The sequence below is a fragment of the Paenibacillus polymyxa M1 genome, from assembly GCF_000237325.1.
GTDB lineage: Bacteria > Bacillota > Bacilli > Paenibacillales > Paenibacillaceae > Paenibacillus > Paenibacillus polymyxa_C.
Genome location: NC_017542.1, coordinates 386,773 through 401,252, shown reverse-complemented (window position 1 = coordinate 401,252; position 14,480 = coordinate 386,773). Strand labels below are relative to the sequence as shown.

General features: G+C 44.4%; 16 protein-coding genes. 6 read left to right on the top strand and 10 right to left on the bottom strand.

Going from position 1 to position 14,480, the window contains the following annotated elements:
• Window positions 1-66: 66 nt before the first annotated feature.
• From PPM_RS01725 to PPM_RS01705, 5 genes are all read right to left on the bottom strand, one after another.
• Complete coding sequence (locus tag PPM_RS01725; protein ID WP_013368980.1) at window positions 67-1,284, bottom strand: stalk domain-containing protein; 1,218 nt, start codon at window positions 1,282-1,284, stop codon at window positions 67-69.
• A gap of 355 nt (window positions 1,285-1,639) precedes the next feature.
• Window positions 1,640-2,125 carry a cytochrome c biogenesis protein CcdC gene (locus tag PPM_RS01720; protein ID WP_013368979.1) on the bottom strand — a complete coding sequence of 162 codons (486 nt, stop codon included), beginning with the start codon at window positions 2,123-2,125 and terminating at the stop codon, window positions 1,640-1,642.
• Window positions 2,126-2,164: 39 nt separating this feature from the next.
• Window positions 2,165-2,932 (bottom strand): ABC-2 transporter permease, encoded by a 768-nt coding sequence (locus PPM_RS01715; RefSeq protein ID WP_013368978.1) that lies wholly within the window; start codon window positions 2,930-2,932, stop codon window positions 2,165-2,167.
• Entirely contained in the window at window positions 2,929-3,642 is a 714-nt protein-coding gene (locus PPM_RS01710) for an ABC transporter ATP-binding protein (protein WP_013368977.1), read from the bottom strand. The genes PPM_RS01715 and PPM_RS01710 overlap by 4 nt, the downstream gene beginning before the upstream one ends.
• The gene (locus PPM_RS01705) at window positions 3,639-4,052 is read right to left on the bottom strand and encodes a GntR family transcriptional regulator (RefSeq protein ID WP_013368976.1); all 414 of its coding nucleotides are present in this window, start codon (window positions 4,050-4,052) and stop codon (window positions 3,639-3,641) included. The genes PPM_RS01710 and PPM_RS01705 overlap by 4 nt, the downstream gene beginning before the upstream one ends.
• 218 nt (window positions 4,053-4,270) lie before the next feature.
• Between PPM_RS01705 and PPM_RS01700 the strand changes: the two genes are divergently transcribed.
• Together PPM_RS01700 and PPM_RS01695 are read left to right on the top strand one after the other, a co-directional pair.
• On the top strand, window positions 4,271-4,843 hold the full coding sequence (locus tag PPM_RS01700) for a hypothetical protein (protein WP_013368975.1): 573 nt from the start codon (window positions 4,271-4,273) through the stop codon (window positions 4,841-4,843).
• Window positions 4,844-5,104: 261 nt separating this feature from the next.
• The gene (locus PPM_RS01695) at window positions 5,105-5,650 is read left to right on the top strand and encodes a GNAT family N-acetyltransferase (protein ID WP_013368973.1); all 546 of its coding nucleotides are present in this window, start codon (window positions 5,105-5,107) and stop codon (window positions 5,648-5,650) included.
• A 50-nt stretch (window positions 5,651-5,700) separates the two neighbouring features.
• On the opposite strand, the gene PPM_RS01690 is transcribed toward PPM_RS01695, so the two are convergent.
• On the bottom strand, window positions 5,701-6,033 hold the full coding sequence (locus PPM_RS01690) for a hypothetical protein (protein WP_013368972.1): 333 nt from the start codon (window positions 6,031-6,033) through the stop codon (window positions 5,701-5,703).
• A gap of 186 nt (window positions 6,034-6,219) precedes the next feature.
• On the opposite strand from PPM_RS01690, the gene PPM_RS01685 reads away from it, so the two are divergent.
• Window positions 6,220-7,044 carry an alpha/beta fold hydrolase gene (locus PPM_RS01685; RefSeq protein ID WP_013368971.1) on the top strand — a complete coding sequence of 275 codons (825 nt, stop codon included), beginning with the start codon at window positions 6,220-6,222 and terminating at the stop codon, window positions 7,042-7,044.
• A gap of 82 nt (window positions 7,045-7,126) precedes the next feature.
• On the opposite strand, the gene PPM_RS01680 is transcribed toward PPM_RS01685, so the two are convergent.
• The 3 genes from PPM_RS01680 to PPM_RS01670 form a co-directional block, all read right to left on the bottom strand.
• On the bottom strand, window positions 7,127-7,342 hold the full coding sequence (locus PPM_RS01680) for a cold-shock protein (RefSeq protein WP_013308357.1): 216 nt from the start codon (window positions 7,340-7,342) through the stop codon (window positions 7,127-7,129).
• Between the two features lie 131 nt (window positions 7,343-7,473).
• Window positions 7,474-7,674 carry a cold-shock protein gene (locus PPM_RS01675; RefSeq protein ID WP_007428290.1) on the bottom strand — a complete coding sequence of 67 codons (201 nt, stop codon included), beginning with the start codon at window positions 7,672-7,674 and terminating at the stop codon, window positions 7,474-7,476.
• Between the two features lie 384 nt (window positions 7,675-8,058).
• A complete protein-coding gene (locus tag PPM_RS01670; RefSeq protein ID WP_013368970.1) occupies window positions 8,059-10,494 on the bottom strand; it encodes a LamG-like jellyroll fold domain-containing protein in 2,436 nt (811 codons plus the stop codon).
• A 429-nt stretch (window positions 10,495-10,923) separates the two neighbouring features.
• On the opposite strand from PPM_RS01670, the gene PPM_RS01665 reads away from it, so the two are divergent.
• Entirely contained in the window at window positions 10,924-11,265 is a 342-nt protein-coding gene (locus PPM_RS01665) for a DUF805 domain-containing protein (protein ID WP_013368969.1), read from the top strand.
• A gap of 291 nt (window positions 11,266-11,556) precedes the next feature.
• Complete coding sequence (locus PPM_RS01660) at window positions 11,557-11,955, top strand: hypothetical protein (RefSeq protein WP_013368968.1); 399 nt, start codon at window positions 11,557-11,559, stop codon at window positions 11,953-11,955.
• 75 nt (window positions 11,956-12,030) lie between these two features.
• On the opposite strand, the gene pyk is transcribed toward PPM_RS01660, so the two are convergent.
• The gene (gene pyk, locus PPM_RS01655) at window positions 12,031-13,446 is read right to left on the bottom strand and encodes a pyruvate kinase (RefSeq protein WP_013368967.1); all 1,416 of its coding nucleotides are present in this window, start codon (window positions 13,444-13,446) and stop codon (window positions 12,031-12,033) included.
• 178 nt (window positions 13,447-13,624) lie between these two features.
• Here pyk and PPM_RS01650 point away from each other — a divergent pair, with 178 nt between their 5' ends.
• Complete coding sequence (locus PPM_RS01650; protein WP_013368966.1) at window positions 13,625-14,413, top strand: AraC family transcriptional regulator; 789 nt, start codon at window positions 13,625-13,627, stop codon at window positions 14,411-14,413.
• Window positions 14,414-14,480 lie beyond the last annotated feature (67 nt).

The window sequence follows — 14,480 nt, the reverse complement described above, 5'->3', positions numbered from 1 at the left end:
GCATCATTTTAACAGGAACCGGACGGTCTGGAAAGTGCCAATCAGCTCGCACTATATGTGCATTTTTTAAAATTTACCGTTCGTATTTTTCCACTCTGTTTTAGCTGGGATCTCCTTAACTACATCCCAATGCTCGGCTATTTTGCCGTTCTCCACACGGAACAGATCATAGACAGCGGCTGAGGTCCCCTTAGGAGATTTCAATTCACTTACAACCAGCACGAAGTTGCCTTCTCCAAGAACCATATGCACCTGATCATATCCAATAGAAGCTCCCTGACCTGCTGCCGATAATGCTTGCTTCAGACTGGATACACCATCACCAAAAAGAGGATTATGCTGAATATACTGATCCCCATTATAATAGCTTTCCAATGCTGCACGATTTTTGCCAACCAGCACATCATCTACAAACTTGCGGATCAGCGTTTTGTTCGTCTCGGTTTGGTTGAGATCCGTGATTTGTGTTGTTCCGTCAATCATGGTATGTCCACTTGGATTGGTTGGAGCTGAGTCCTGCATGTTGTCCCAATGCTCAACAATTTTACCATTGCTATCGAAGCGGAAAATATCAAAACCAATACTCGTTTTCCCTGCAATGGACTTTTTATAATGTACTGCTACATCATTGCCATCCTGAATAACCCGCTGGACTTCAACCAGTACGTTGGCTCCCTTCGAATGGCTAATCCCTTGCAAAAAGGCATCTCTCCCGCTAGCAAAGCTCGGATTATGCTGAATGTACTGATCTTTGCTGATCCAAGCCTCAGCTGCTTTCGTATTACCCGTTTCAAAGCTTTTCAGAATCTCTACAACCTTATCCTTATTACTCACCCCGATTTGCAAGGTTTGGCTGGCCGGATCCCAAATCACTTGCTTGCCCCACGCTTCTTTGACGACATCGACCGGCACATAGGTTACCCCTTGCTTGGTCAAGATGGTCGAGGTGGACAGTGGTACCTTAATCCCGTTGATTTGTGCTTCCGGACTGCCGGATACTAGTACAACCGTCGCTTGATCATAACGAATCGTCGTACTTTGACGCGCCGTATTGAATGTAATATGCTTGGCGTCCAGTGGAATTCCTAAACTGGTGGCCAACTGTCTCAGGGGGATCAACACCTGCTTGTTTCTCACGATAGGCGCAATTTTGTAAGCCTCCTTCTTGCCATCTACCCAAACCTGAATACCCGTGGCAGGTTTTACGTCGGCTGCTAAAGCCGGTACAGCAGAAGACAGAACAAGCAAGCCAGCAAGCGCAGCAGTAACCGTATGTTTTTTCATGAATGTAAGCCCCTCTCAACCTGTAAAATAGAGTATGAAATGAAATTTTATGTAACCAATATAGTTGCAGTTAACCGCGGAAGTATAAACATTCCCCCCTATCTAACTTTAAACCCCATTTAAATCATTTGAAACCTTAATAACCCTCCTTTGAATTTTTATACTTATGACTGTTGCCACGCAAACCACAAACCTTAGAATAAAGGATATGGAAAGCAATAACAATGTATGATACTCTCCATAATTTTATTATGAATAACATGCACTAATAAAGTTAGCTCAAAAAAACGGCTCCTATCACCAAGCGAATAGACGCTTTTTGAATAGAAAGCCGCTATTAACCTCATTAATATTGTTATACGGACAACGTTCTCCGGAACTTGATAAAGCTCCCAATTCGCCAGATTGAGATATATACCAGCGCCATCGTAATAGCCAGCATGCTAATTTCGGTCGTACCCAGACTACTGAGGTATTGGGTCAGAACAACGCGAATCAAAATAATAGCGATAATAATATATTTAAAATATTGGTTCGGCTTGGGATAGATGAGACCGTCATCCCGTCTTTCATACGCCGTATGCAGCAAAACAACGTAGCCAAACAGAGCCCCTAATAACCCAGCAACCAACAGTTCCCAAAAGGCGGGGAGCGCGTACGTTTGACCAGGAATATGCATCAATTGATATACCGATATCATCATAGCTGGGAAAGCAATAAACATGGGAAGCAAAATCCGGAATCCATTTCCTTTTACCGGGCCCCTTCGTCTCTTGGTTCTCAACCAGATCATTAGCCCCACCAGAACAGCCATCAACGCATAAATAAAGATTGTCGTCATGGTGAAATTCCTTTCTAATATATAGTCATTTATCCTAATTTAAATCGACAGCTTTTTCTCCAGCAAATAAGCGTTCAAGCGGATCAATGCATATGCAGCAACCCAACTAATCAACACCGCAACCGGGAAATGCCAGGTAAAAGGAAACCAATGTCCGTTTTGGACACGATCAAACTGCTCATAAATCCGCTGATCGCCTGACCAATAAAAGATACTCCCTCCACCCATCAAAAGAATCCACAGAATCGGGCTAAGTGGCCGCAAAGTGCTGTATTTGGTACTAGCCGTCAGCAGACCCAGCGCAATAACCAATGGAGTAAAACCAATAATCATTACAAACCAGTTTAAGCCGGCTATCATAAAAGACGCTGCATCAGCAAACGTATAAGCCTGTATGGTCGATGAGATAAATAGCGCGTATAGAGAACCTACTACAAACAAGAGCAATATCACGACAATGGTTTGTAAAATAGCAGCAATCCATTTGGCGCTAATTAGCCACATACGCGGATAGGGAAGGGTCAGCCACCATCCGTAGGTGTCATTTTCCCATTCTCTTCTCAGCATTCCCACACCCATGAAAACAATCATGTACGGCAAGCCCAGAGTGACGTACCACAGCCTTGTCAATTCGAGTTGGTTGTGAAGAGCGAAGTACAAGGAAATCGCGAACGCCGCAATTAGAAATAGTGAGAAATATACAAGTCTCCACGATCTGGGCAGTCGATTGCGGCTTTGCTTTCTCCAGCTTCCTTTATTTCGAAATTCATGGCGTATTAAATCTTTGAACAGCCCGGATGAATTCACGCCTTCCACTCCCTTTTGTACAAATTGCGGAACACCTGGTTCAGCGAGCCATGCTCTGCACGCAGATCATCCGATTCACCAGACCATATCACTCGCCCGCGGTCCATCATGACCGTGTAATCAAACAAGCCTTCCACTTCCTGAATATCATGTGTGCTAATGAGTATAGATTGTTGACGATCCTCCAAATAATCAATAATCCCAGCTACGATCGCTTCTCTAGAGAGGACATCAATGCCTACAAAAGGTTCATCCAGGATCATAAGCGGTACTTCTCGTGCCAGGCACAGAATCAGCAGCACACGTGCCTCCTGTCCGCGACTCAACCCGGCCATCTTTAGCTCCAATTCCACATCCATATGGTCAGCAAGTTTATAGGCATCCTCTATATTGAAGCCAGGCAAAAAGGACTTCCCCCATTCCAGCGTCTGCTGAACTGTATGATTGGGATACCAGCGTGCCCGGTCAGGAAGATAGGATATATTCCGGTTGGTTTCCCAGCCAGGCTGTTGGCCCAGCACCTGAAGCTCGCCCCCGTCCGGCTGAATTAACCCCGTGATGGCTCGAAAGAAGCTGGACTTCCCGCAGCCATTGGGCCCAAGCACACCTACAATACGTCCTGTCGGAATGACGACATCCAGTTGGTCTAATGCTTTTTTATTTCCATATTGCTTTATCAGCTTCTTTGCGGTTACCACAGACTCTGTCATGCCTTTTCGCCTCCTTCCTCGTGATCTCCGTCCTGTCGGTTTCTTATATATTGCTGTACATCTTCCCAGGATAATCCCAGGCTGCTCATCTGTCCGAGAAACTGATCTATATACGTCATAGCCAGTTGTTCCCGAAAGCTGGCAATCCGCTCACTGGACGAAGTTACATATGTACCCAGGCCGCGCCGCTTCTCAGTCAATCCGTCCCGCTCCAACTCCTGATACGCCCGCATCACGGTATTCGGATTCATACGCAATTCCTGCGCCAGATCACGAACAGATGGCATTTTGCTTCCCATTTCGATCTCCCCTTTAGCAATGGAGCTTCGTACTTGATTTAATATTTGTTCATATAATGGCTGGCTAAAGTCAATTAAAAATCGGAACGAGCCAACCCGTTGTTCTTCCATGGGTGTTTTCCCCCTAATTCAGCTGTATCTATCGTGCCTGTAGTGTATTATATCACTTAATACACTTAATACAAGTACAATTCGTTAAAATGTTAGTTAGTCCTGCCATCCAAATTTCATTCAGTAAATGCTCAGCTTGCGCTCAGATAGCATTCAAGTTGATCCCTTATGATGTATCACGTACCAAACAAACCATAACTGAAAGGTGGAAAATGAAGATGAAGAGCACCAAGAAAGCAATTTTGGCCGGAACGTTGGCGTTGGCATTTTTAGGAGGCGGAGCGCTGTACTCCACAAGCGCAGCCCATGCTGCTTCAACTACACCTGATGCTTCCACTGCAAACAAAGCACAGGCACCTAAGGGAAACCCCGGCGATGCTAACGGTCCACAAATCGCAGGAGGAAACTATGCTGAGAACAAGGCTCTCCTGAAACTATTAAAATTGTCCTCCAGTCAGTTGGATACACAGCTGAAAGCCGGTAAATCCCTTGCTACGATCGCCACAGCACAAGGCGTGAGTGTAAACTCCGTGATTGATGTGATGGTTTCGGATATGAAGTCAAAACTCGCTACGGAAAAACAAAACGGCAAGATTACCGCAAGCGAATATAATCAACGTGTTTCCAACCTAAAGCAAATGATTACCGATATGGTGAATGGCGTTAAGCCCTCTAAGCCACCAGTAGACGGGGCTAAAGGAGAAACAGGTAAAGCTCCTGCTAAAACAGATGCGGCGGCCAAGGCTCCCGCCAAAACAAATACAGCTAAAGCCTCTGCTAAGCAAAAATAGCTACAGCTTCTGTTTTCCAAAAGCTGTAGCTCGATAAGTCATATTCGTAAAAACCATTTGTTAATCTGATACAGCCACTCCATAATAATAAAATCTCCATCCGGCTTCCCTGTACGGATCGAGAATGAATAAGCCTGTCCTCTACTGCGATACAACAGAAGAGGACAGGCTTATTTTTCATGCATTCCATACAATATGTGGTAAACTAACATAAACCAGAGATCACATTTTTTATCCTGATTCAGGTAAAGGGAGTATGTAATGAAAATAAATAAACAGGAATTTAATGTAGAAGGAGTAAGCTATACCATCAGATCGGCTATGATTCAGGATGCGATGAACTTGTCGGAAATCCGCGTGCTAATTGATGGAGAGACTGAAAATTTAGACAGAGAGAAGGGAGAAGCATTCATAAGTACATCCGGTTTTGAACAGCTTATTAAAGCCGATACAGAGCATGCCAAAAATCTATTTTTAGTTGCTGTCGTTCATGATAAAGTCGTTGGATTTTCAAGATGTGAAGGTCATCTTCTGCGTCGATTCGCTCATAAAGTTGAATTCGGTGTGTGTGTACTAAAGGATTTCTGGGGTTATGGAATCGGTACGAATCTTTTGAAAAAATCTATTTCCTGGGCAGACTCCAACGGTATCCAGAAAATGACTCTACAAGTTTTGGAAACCAATAATAAAGCTATTGCGCTTTATAAAAAGCATGGATTCGAAATCGAAGGGGTGTTAAAAAACGACAAGATTCTTTCAGATGGTCAATACTACAACACCATACTCATGGGAAGAATTCATAACTAAAAAAAGATCCTGTCCACAGGATCTTTCATCATTTCAGCGCGGTATTTGCCCTAGTAGCGATAATCATCGTAGGGGTTGCGATTGCGATACTGATCCCGCGGCTGTTGGGCTGCGGTAATCATCAAAAATATGCCTGAAATCAAGTGCATTAACCAGCCCACAAATGGGATCCACCCAATAACTGAGGTTACAATCCCTAAAACAGATCCATAATACGCCTCTTTATTAGTCACCGATAGCACCAACGTAACAATGTGGAAAATCAACATAAAGAACAATACAGTATACGCAGAATTTATGACGAGCAGCCCGCCCAGAACAGGAATAGCAAAAAATAGCTCCAATCCGCCTGTGATCCATTTTAATGTTTTTGATGGTGTCATTGTTCCACTCTCCCAATGCTGTTTCATTCCATAAGTATATCCTATCCCCATGCAGGATGACATACATATTTTACCAATTTCATACCTGCATAGCGACGATCTCACCCCTTTTTCGAATGAGCTAAGCCCTGGCTACATATATGTGAGAGAGAACGAAATTTCGTGATTTTTAAAGGGGGGAGCATCATGGGATATTATATTGAAGTGGAACGTGGCGTTAAGCTGTATGTAGAAGATATAGGAGAAGGCATCCCTGTTCTGATGGTGCACGGCTGGCCGCTGGACCATCGAATGTACGAATACCAGGTTGCCCTGTTGCCTGCTTACGGATACCGCTGTATTCAAGTAGATCTTAGGGGGTTCGGGAAGTCTGATCGACCATGGCATGGCTACCATTATGATCGACTGGCAGACGATCTTCTGGCTGTTATACAGGCCCTTCAATTAAGCCATATACGACTGATCGGCTTTTCCATGGGGGGAGCTATTGTTACGCGCTACATGAGTAGGCACCGGGGATGGGGGGTTGACCAGCTGATTTTGATCGGAGCTGCCACGCCTCGGTTTACCCCTACCAGCGACTTTCCTTACGGTACTCCTGTCGCTGAGGTAGATAAACTCATCAAACAAGCCTATACAGATCGCCCGCAACTGGTAACATCATTTGGCGAAATGTTGTTCGCCAATCCTGTCAGCCAGAGTTTACGTGACTGGTTACGTGATCAGGGCTTTGCGGCTTCGGTTCATAGCATGGCTTGTACTTTGTATTCACTGCGTGACTCTGATTTACGGCCCGATTTGCCATGTATACACGTGCCTACGTGGATTCTGCACGGCAAGCTGGATCGAGTCTGCCCCTTCCCCCTAGCGATCCAAACTCAAAAAGGAATTGCCGGTTCCAGGCTTATTCCTTTCGAACGAAGTGGTCACAGTGTATTTTATGAAGCACTACCTGAATTTAATTCCACCTTACTGAGCATACTATCCCCATCCTCTTTACACCCTAATTGAAAGCCTGTTCTCAGAAAAACAAAAAAGACGCCTCAGCGCCGTTATGGCTATGGGGCATCTTTCACTACAAACATCTATCCGCTTAGGATTGTTTGGTATGATTAAAGCTCGTATTATTCAAAACAGCCAGCTTTTTCTCGCCCTTCACCATGGCAGAACCGCAAATGGGGCATGTCGGCTCGACAGAAAAAGCGAAGTTATCCCGCATCCAGCCGTTGCATGTATCACTGGCGCAATTCCAAACTGTTGTTATTTCCTCAGGAATTTCATCCATTGGCTTTTTCCGTGAATTGTACATAAACATCCCTCTTTCTTCATGATTTATAAAGCGATAAGATGTAATCAGTTCAAAAACGGTCTTGTGAACAGATAAAAACAAATGCCCCAAACGCTATGTTCGGGGCATCTGAAGTAGGCTGTAATTTAAAATTACAGTTTTACAACGTTCTCAGCTTGTGGTCCACGGTTTCCTTCAACTACGTTGAATTCTACGCGTTGGCCTTCGTCCAAAGATTTGAAACCTTCGCCTTGGATTGCGGAGAAGTGTACGAATACATCGCTTCCACCTTCAACTTCGATGAAACCGAAACCTTTTTCTGCGTTAAACCATTTAACTGTACCTGTTTGCATGGAATTACCTCCAAAATATATTTATATGACCTTTATTTTTTACAAATAAAAATTCACATATTGCACAAGGTTATTTCAACCTAAAACAATAACCCTCTACAATATGTGAATCTCAGGTCACAATTTCAATATACTCATATTACCATAAGTGTATTGAAAACGCAAGCACTGGAGAATTTAATTTATGCAGAGTGCTCATGTCATCTATTGCTGCTTCAACCTGTCTTCATCAGACAAGAGTGAATCATCAACGCCTACTTAAAACATTATATCCGCAATTACCTCCTATTATACCAGTAATCAAGAAATAAATATACACAACGTTGCGCAGGAGATGAACTTCTTGAGAAAAAGTTCATCTCCTGCTTTATTTGCTCATTTTAATTACAAATCCGCCAGTGCTTTAATTTCCTCTGCTGTCAGCGCTTTGTTATATAACTGTACCTCATCCAGGCTACCGTTAAAGTAAGCATCGGCAACAAAGCGGCTTTTACCGAGATACGCCTCGTTCGTCAGCAACTCATTGGGGTTAAAGGTAATACCGTCATTTACAGCTACTTCTTCACCATTTACATACAGCTTCCCTGTATTCCCCTCCAGTGTAACCGCCACATGGGTCCACTGGTTTAGCGGTAATGATGATTTGGAAAGCAAGCTCTGATCCGTACCTTCATGGATTGTAAACTGGAGTACACCGCTTCCTTGGGAAGGGGTGAGGAACATATGGCGAGCCTGGCCGTTGCCGAAGTCAAAAATCCGTTGCCAAGCTGCTCCGCCCTTCCAGTTCACCCAAGCGGAAAAGGTAAAGTCCTTCGCATCGGTTACCGTATTGGGCAGCTGCACGTAACCATCTTTGCCGTTCAGGCTAAGAGCACCGCCAAGCTTCCCGTCTTTGTCCCATGTGGCACCGCCATAGGTCTTACCGTCGAGTTGGTTGTATGTGCTGTCGACAACCGAGGTTCCTTGATCCTCACTCCACGAGTAACGTGCGAGTTGAGGACCCTGAGCCTGTTCAGGAACAATGGCTGTAAAGCTTTTCTTTGCAGTCGCTTTGTCCTTTTTAATAGTCGCTGTCAATGTAACTGCTGCAGGCTGAGAACCGGCTTCTGGACGGTACACTTCACCAGTGACAGAAATAATCTCGGGACGGGAAGATTCCCACGAAATAGTAGTATCTTGTGCAGCTTGAGTAGGTAACGTGAGATCATAAAAAACGTTGCTCGTATCGCCTAGACTCAAATCCTTCTGCACCGCAGCTACAATCTTGCTGGCCTTCAGGTCAGGCTTTAGCGAACCCCATACCGCAACACCCTTGGAGGACAATGCGGTAAAAGCAAGCGTCTTGGCTCCCGTGTCTGGATCACGGTGCCGCAGGAATACCCCTTTGTATTTCGCACCATCTGCTGTAATTTCCAGCTGATTGTCTGCCCCCAGCTTCCATGTACCGTTCACTCCGCCAGACAGTTTGCCACCGCGATCCAGATTGACGGTAACAGCTTGCTTAATATTGGCCGAAATTTCCTTCCCATGATTTACATACGAGTATTGACCGATGACATCCTTCTCTGACAGCTTTTTCAGTGAATCCTCATCTCCTGTATAGCGATAAGGAGCAACGACAGGCCAACCGTCGGCGTTCATGAACATTTCATGTACACGCACTTCAAACTGCTCGCCTCTCCCCGGAAAACGGGAGTGAAAAATGACAAAATGCTTTTTCGTCTTGGGATCATAATAAGCCGAGTTGTGTCCAGGCGACACATAGCCCGTACCCAGCCCTGTTCCCGGATCGCCAATTTCTCTTGGAATCAAGTAATTACCTATTAACTTGACACCATATGGCTCAATGGAAGCGTCATCAAAAAGAGGTTTATCAGGATTCGCTTTAACCTTGATCATGTCGTTGCCCTCAGCATCGTAGAAAGGGCCATCTGGTGTTTTGGACCGAGCCACACGCAGGTTGTATCCGCCATCCGCTGACAATCCGCCATAGGATAGGAACAAGTAATAGTAGTCCGTTTGTGGACTGTATTGTATGTACGGCCCCTCCATACGAGCATGGTTACCGCCCGTCAGCTTTTTCCCGTAGCTTTGGCCTGGCAGAGGCTTCCCTGTTTTTTCATCCATCTGCATAATGAAAATGCCTCCGGAGTAGGAGCCATATACCATCCACAGCTTGCCGTTCTTATCATAGAAAGTGTCAGGGTCTACGGCATTGGGATGCTTGGTTGCGTCATAGATCGTCCCATCTTCACTCGGTTGATCCCACATGCCGGATTTCAGAAAAATCCCTTTATTCTTATAAGGTCCTTCAATTTTATCAGCAACTGCTAGGCCCATAGCTGAACGCGGGGAGTCACCTTTGCAAGCGTTATAGTACATATAGAACTTGCCATCCGCCAGTTGAATGACATCCGCTGCCCACAGCGTGTCTGTCTGCGCCCAATCCAGCGCTTCCTTTAATTCCTCTTTGACGTTGGGAATCAATGCATTACCATTTGCCACACCTGTCGCAATTGTATCCCAATTCATAAGGTCCTTGGACTTGGCAGCCGCCAGATGTGAGCCAAAAATGTAAAATATGTCTTTCACTTTCAGGATGGATGGATCATGTACGGAAGTCTCCTTGAAGGAGACGGCCTTTTTACTTTGGCTTAAAACATTTTCCAGACCTTGAGCTTGAAGGGAAGTTTGCTCTACACTTTGAATCCCAGCTGTATCTGAATTGAGTGTTGACTCGGCGCCCACCAGAGAAGCAGGCAACAACAGCGCACCTGCCAGAGAAGCGGCCGTTACTTTACGAACAAATAATTGCTTCATAAATCAATCTCCTCTCGTTTTGAACATTCCTGATAACATAAAACAACAATGAATAAGACGGTCAGGATTATGTTTGTATTAACTTCCTCACTCTCAAATTAAATGTTGATCATCTCCTCCTTTGTATTAAAGCGCTTTCAAATAATTCGAAAAATAAAACCTCCTTCTATTAAGAAGGACGATTCAAACCAGATGGTAATCGTATCTCTATATTATTCAATGGGTATAGAAAATTCAATATGTAATTTTATATTTTTATAAATAATTCATTTAATTATTAACATTAATAAATGTGTTGCTTTAATTCCTAGTTTAAAGTTATAATTTGACAAGTAAAATCCTATATGTTACCTGCCGATATATTTAAAAATAACTGTTTTATGATAATTGTAATACAAATATTTACATTTTATGAGGAGGTGAAAATTTATGCAATGGTATTTAAAAGTGCTGCAAAACTATGTAGGATTCCAAGGTAGAGCAAGACGTACAGAATACTGGATGTTTACTTTGTTCAATGCGATAGCTGGCCTGGTATTATACTTGTTGGATTTCCTCTTAGGACTTCCTTTCGTATTGTCATTTATCTATGGCTTGGCTGTTTTGTTACCGTCTCTGGCAGTTCTTTTCCGCAGACTACACGACACGGGCAAAACCGGGTGGTGGATTCTGATCGCTTTGGTTCCTTTTGGGAGCATTGTGCTGCTTGTATTCACATGTCTAGACAGTCAGCCTGGCGACAATAAGTATGGGCAAAACCCTAAATTGTAATTTGATGTAGTTGTCTAAAACCTCTTTCACTTTTGTGAAGGAGGTTTTTTTCATATCCTCTTTTTGTCATCTGCGAATTTTTTTAGCGCTACCTGTTTACAATCTTCTCTTTTAGTTTATTTTAAACGAGTATTAAGCTGGCGCTAAGATTGGGCGTGTATGATGTATTTAAGAATCTGGTAACTACATAGGCCGGATGGGCTAAAGGCATAAACATCACTCCCGTTGGATATCCATATACCGTTCCACCCCGTCAGAAATTTAATGAAACACAAAAGGAGATTTACACTTATGAATCGAAAACGAATGTTGGTCATCTGCACACTGTTGCTGGCGTTATCTATTGGGCAGTCATCCACTTGGGGAAGTCGGACTAATGCTGCTGCACTGGCTCCAGAGAGAGCCCTTCATGTACAGGACAATGAAGCTTCCAAGGATGATGACTTGTTGAAAACACTGGGTATATCCTCTGATGAGCAATTATATGATGCGTTATATAATGGTCAAACCTTGGCTGATATTGCACAAACCCATAATCAGGATGCTCAGGCTATCGTTGATTTACAGGTAGCTCAGTTGACGGAGCAGTTGGATCAACGACTGGCCAATAAGAGCATTACCCTTGAGCAATACCAAGCCCATAAGGCAGAACTGACACAAGTCGTTGCCAAAAGTGTGTTCGGCCTTTAAGCCTAGGACACAACCGAACATCAAAAAGGCGCTGAACCCATAGAGGATCAGCGCCTTTTCTGTATTTGATGTAACTTACGCTTGATATACCCGAATCAGATTGGTAGTGCCCGCCTCAGCTACAGGAACACCTGCTGACAGGACTACAGTATCTCCTTTTTGGATATAGCCTGCATTCAGCGCGTTACGGATGGAAGATTCGAACATTTCATCCGTTGTGGCTACCTTATCCCCTTTAATCGGGAATACACCGGACAAGAGGCAAATTTTAGCGAATACTGTGTTATTCGGAGTAACCGCAATGATCGGTGCCTTCGGACGATATTTGGACACCATACGAGCCGTGAATCCACTGGCAGTCGAGGTAATAATCGCTTTGGCATCCAGCTCCAGAGACGAACTCACCGCACCCTGACTAATGACTTCAGTAATGTTGGTGCTTTGGCGTGCTCTGCGCTTATCGAACTGCTCCTGGTAATCCAATTGGGATTCTGCACTGGCAGCTACCGCAGCCATGGTCCGTACGGATTCAACAGGGTATTTACCTGCAGCAGATTCGCCCGACAGCATCACTACGTCAGCTCCCTGCATAACGGCATTGAACACGTCACTAACTTCAGCTCTCGTCGGACGCGGGTTCACCTGCATGGACTCCAACATGTGAGTAGCGACAATAACGGGCTTACCGACCAGATTACACTTGTCGATCATTTCTTTTTGCATCACAGGCACGTCTTGAATCGGCACTTCCACGCCCAGGTCGCCACGAGCTACCATAATACCGTCCGAAGCTTCGATGATATCATCCAGGTTTTCCATGCCTTCGGCATTTTCAATTTTGGAATAAATCTGTACGTGCTCGGCATGATGTCCCTTCAAAATCTCACGGATTTCACGGATGTCGTCGCCTTTACGCACAAAAGAAGCCGCAATAAGCTCGATACGCTGCTCCACCCCAAATTGAATGTGCTTCACGTCGCGCTCTGTTACGCCTGGAAGAGTTGTATGAATCCCTGGCAGATTCACACCTTTTCTCGGCTTCAAAATACCGCCGCTTACGATATTACAAATCATCTCGGTTCCTTCGATGGAGGTTACAGTCAAATCAACCAAACCGTCGTCGATGAGAATGCGGTCACCTGTTTTGATATCCTTCGGCATATCTGGGTAATTCACCGAAATACGATGCTCGTCCCCCAAAATCTCTTCCGTGGTCAGAATGAGCTGGCTGCCTGGCTTCAGTAGAACAGATGCCTCTTTCAGCTTGCCAATCCGTATTTCCGGTCCTTTAATATCCATCATGACAGGGATACAGGTATTCATTTCCTTCGCTGCCTGTCTTACATTTTCAATACGTTTAACATGATCCTCCAGCTCCCCATGAGCCATGTTTAAGCGAGCTACCGTCATACCAGCCTGGATCATTTCTTTTAACAAATCAATGGAGTCACAGGCAGGTCCCATAGTACAAATAATTTTCGTTTTAAGCATAGTAATGTCATCCTCCTGAATGTCTTTACTGTATGGTTTCTATTCCACTTTGCTTCTCTATCTACATTAAACTTATATGCTTCTATTCTACCTGTACCCGTGCACCAAGACTATGAACTATAGTATGATGAATGTACTACAGTATAGTGAATGTTGAAGACATCGGGGAGTGAGTTTCGTGATTACATTGATGGATATACGGCAGGACAACGGTGTGGACTGGTATGAAAAGGCTGGCACAAATAGCAGCCACGATGACTTACTGTTCATCTTGGTCACCTTTGGCAAATGTGTATATTGGGTGAACGATTGCAAGTTCATTCTTGGCAAGGGTGAAGCACTGCTTTTACCCGCTCATCTGAACTACTATGGAAAGAGTATTCCTACGCTTTTCCATACCAAGTATGTGATACATTGCCGCAAAACATGTACGAACAGTACACTTCCTATACTGAACACAAACAAGCCGTTATTAATCAAACCAGGATGCTACGATATGCTGCATGAACGGATCAAATCGATGTATTATCAATGGACAGAACACCCAAGCTACTATACTCTGATGGCTGACTGTCTGCTGACCGAGGCCATGATTTATGTGAACCAGGAATGGGACAAAGGCGCCATTTCTTGCGATAAAGAGCGGCATGTGGAACACATGAAACAGTATATTCAGAATCACTACAGGGAAAAGGTAACCAAAGAAGAGCTTGGCGACGCCATCCGCAAAACCCCCAACTATGCGGCGACACTGCTGCGTGAGGTCACACGCCAAACGATTAGCGAGCATGTACATACGCAACGTATTAAAACCGCCATCTACATGCTAACCGAGTCGCGGCTAACGATTCGTGAAATTTCGGAGTATGTGGGCTATAGCGATGTTTCCTATTTTCATCGGATCTTCAAACGCTTAACAGGCTGCTCGCCGTCCGAATTTCTGGATGAACGTTCCTCCATCGTCTAATCTGATAGCCTGAAGCGGAATATCATAGATAAAAAAATGGTCGCCCTACATGGAATTCATGTAAAAG

Coding starts and splice junctions, on each gene's coding strand:
- PPM_RS01725 (WP_013368980.1), bottom strand. CDS start 1,284: ATGAAAAAACATACGGTTACTGCTGCGCTTGCTGGCTTGCTTGTTCTG.
- PPM_RS01720 (WP_013368979.1), bottom strand. CDS start 2,125: ATGACGACAATCTTTATTTATGCGTTGATGGCTGTTCTGGTGGGGCTA.
- PPM_RS01710 (WP_013368977.1), bottom strand. CDS start 3,642: ATGACAGAGTCTGTGGTAACCGCAAAGAAGCTGATAAAGCAATATGGA.
- PPM_RS01705 (WP_013368976.1), bottom strand. CDS start 4,052: ATGGAAGAACAACGGGTTGGCTCGTTCCGATTTTTAATTGACTTTAGC.
- PPM_RS01700 (WP_013368975.1), top strand. CDS start 4,271: ATGAAGAGCACCAAGAAAGCAATTTTGGCCGGAACGTTGGCGTTGGCA.
- PPM_RS01695 (WP_013368973.1), top strand. CDS start 5,105: ATGAAAATAAATAAACAGGAATTTAATGTAGAAGGAGTAAGCTATACC.
- PPM_RS01690 (WP_013368972.1), bottom strand. CDS start 6,033: ATGACACCATCAAAAACATTAAAATGGATCACAGGCGGATTGGAGCTA.
- PPM_RS01685 (WP_013368971.1), top strand. CDS start 6,220: ATGGGATATTATATTGAAGTGGAACGTGGCGTTAAGCTGTATGTAGAA.
- PPM_RS01680 (WP_013308357.1), bottom strand. CDS start 7,342: ATGTACAATTCACGGAAAAAGCCAATGGATGAAATTCCTGAGGAAATA.
- PPM_RS01675 (WP_007428290.1), bottom strand. CDS start 7,674: ATGCAAACAGGTACAGTTAAATGGTTTAACGCAGAAAAAGGTTTCGGT.
- PPM_RS01670 (WP_013368970.1), bottom strand. CDS start 10,494: ATGAAGCAATTATTTGTTCGTAAAGTAACGGCCGCTTCTCTGGCAGGT.
- PPM_RS01665 (WP_013368969.1), top strand. CDS start 10,924: ATGCAATGGTATTTAAAAGTGCTGCAAAACTATGTAGGATTCCAAGGT.
- PPM_RS01660 (WP_013368968.1), top strand. CDS start 11,557: ATGAATCGAAAACGAATGTTGGTCATCTGCACACTGTTGCTGGCGTTA.
- pyk (WP_013368967.1), bottom strand. CDS start 13,446: ATGCTTAAAACGAAAATTATTTGTACTATGGGACCTGCCTGTGACTCC.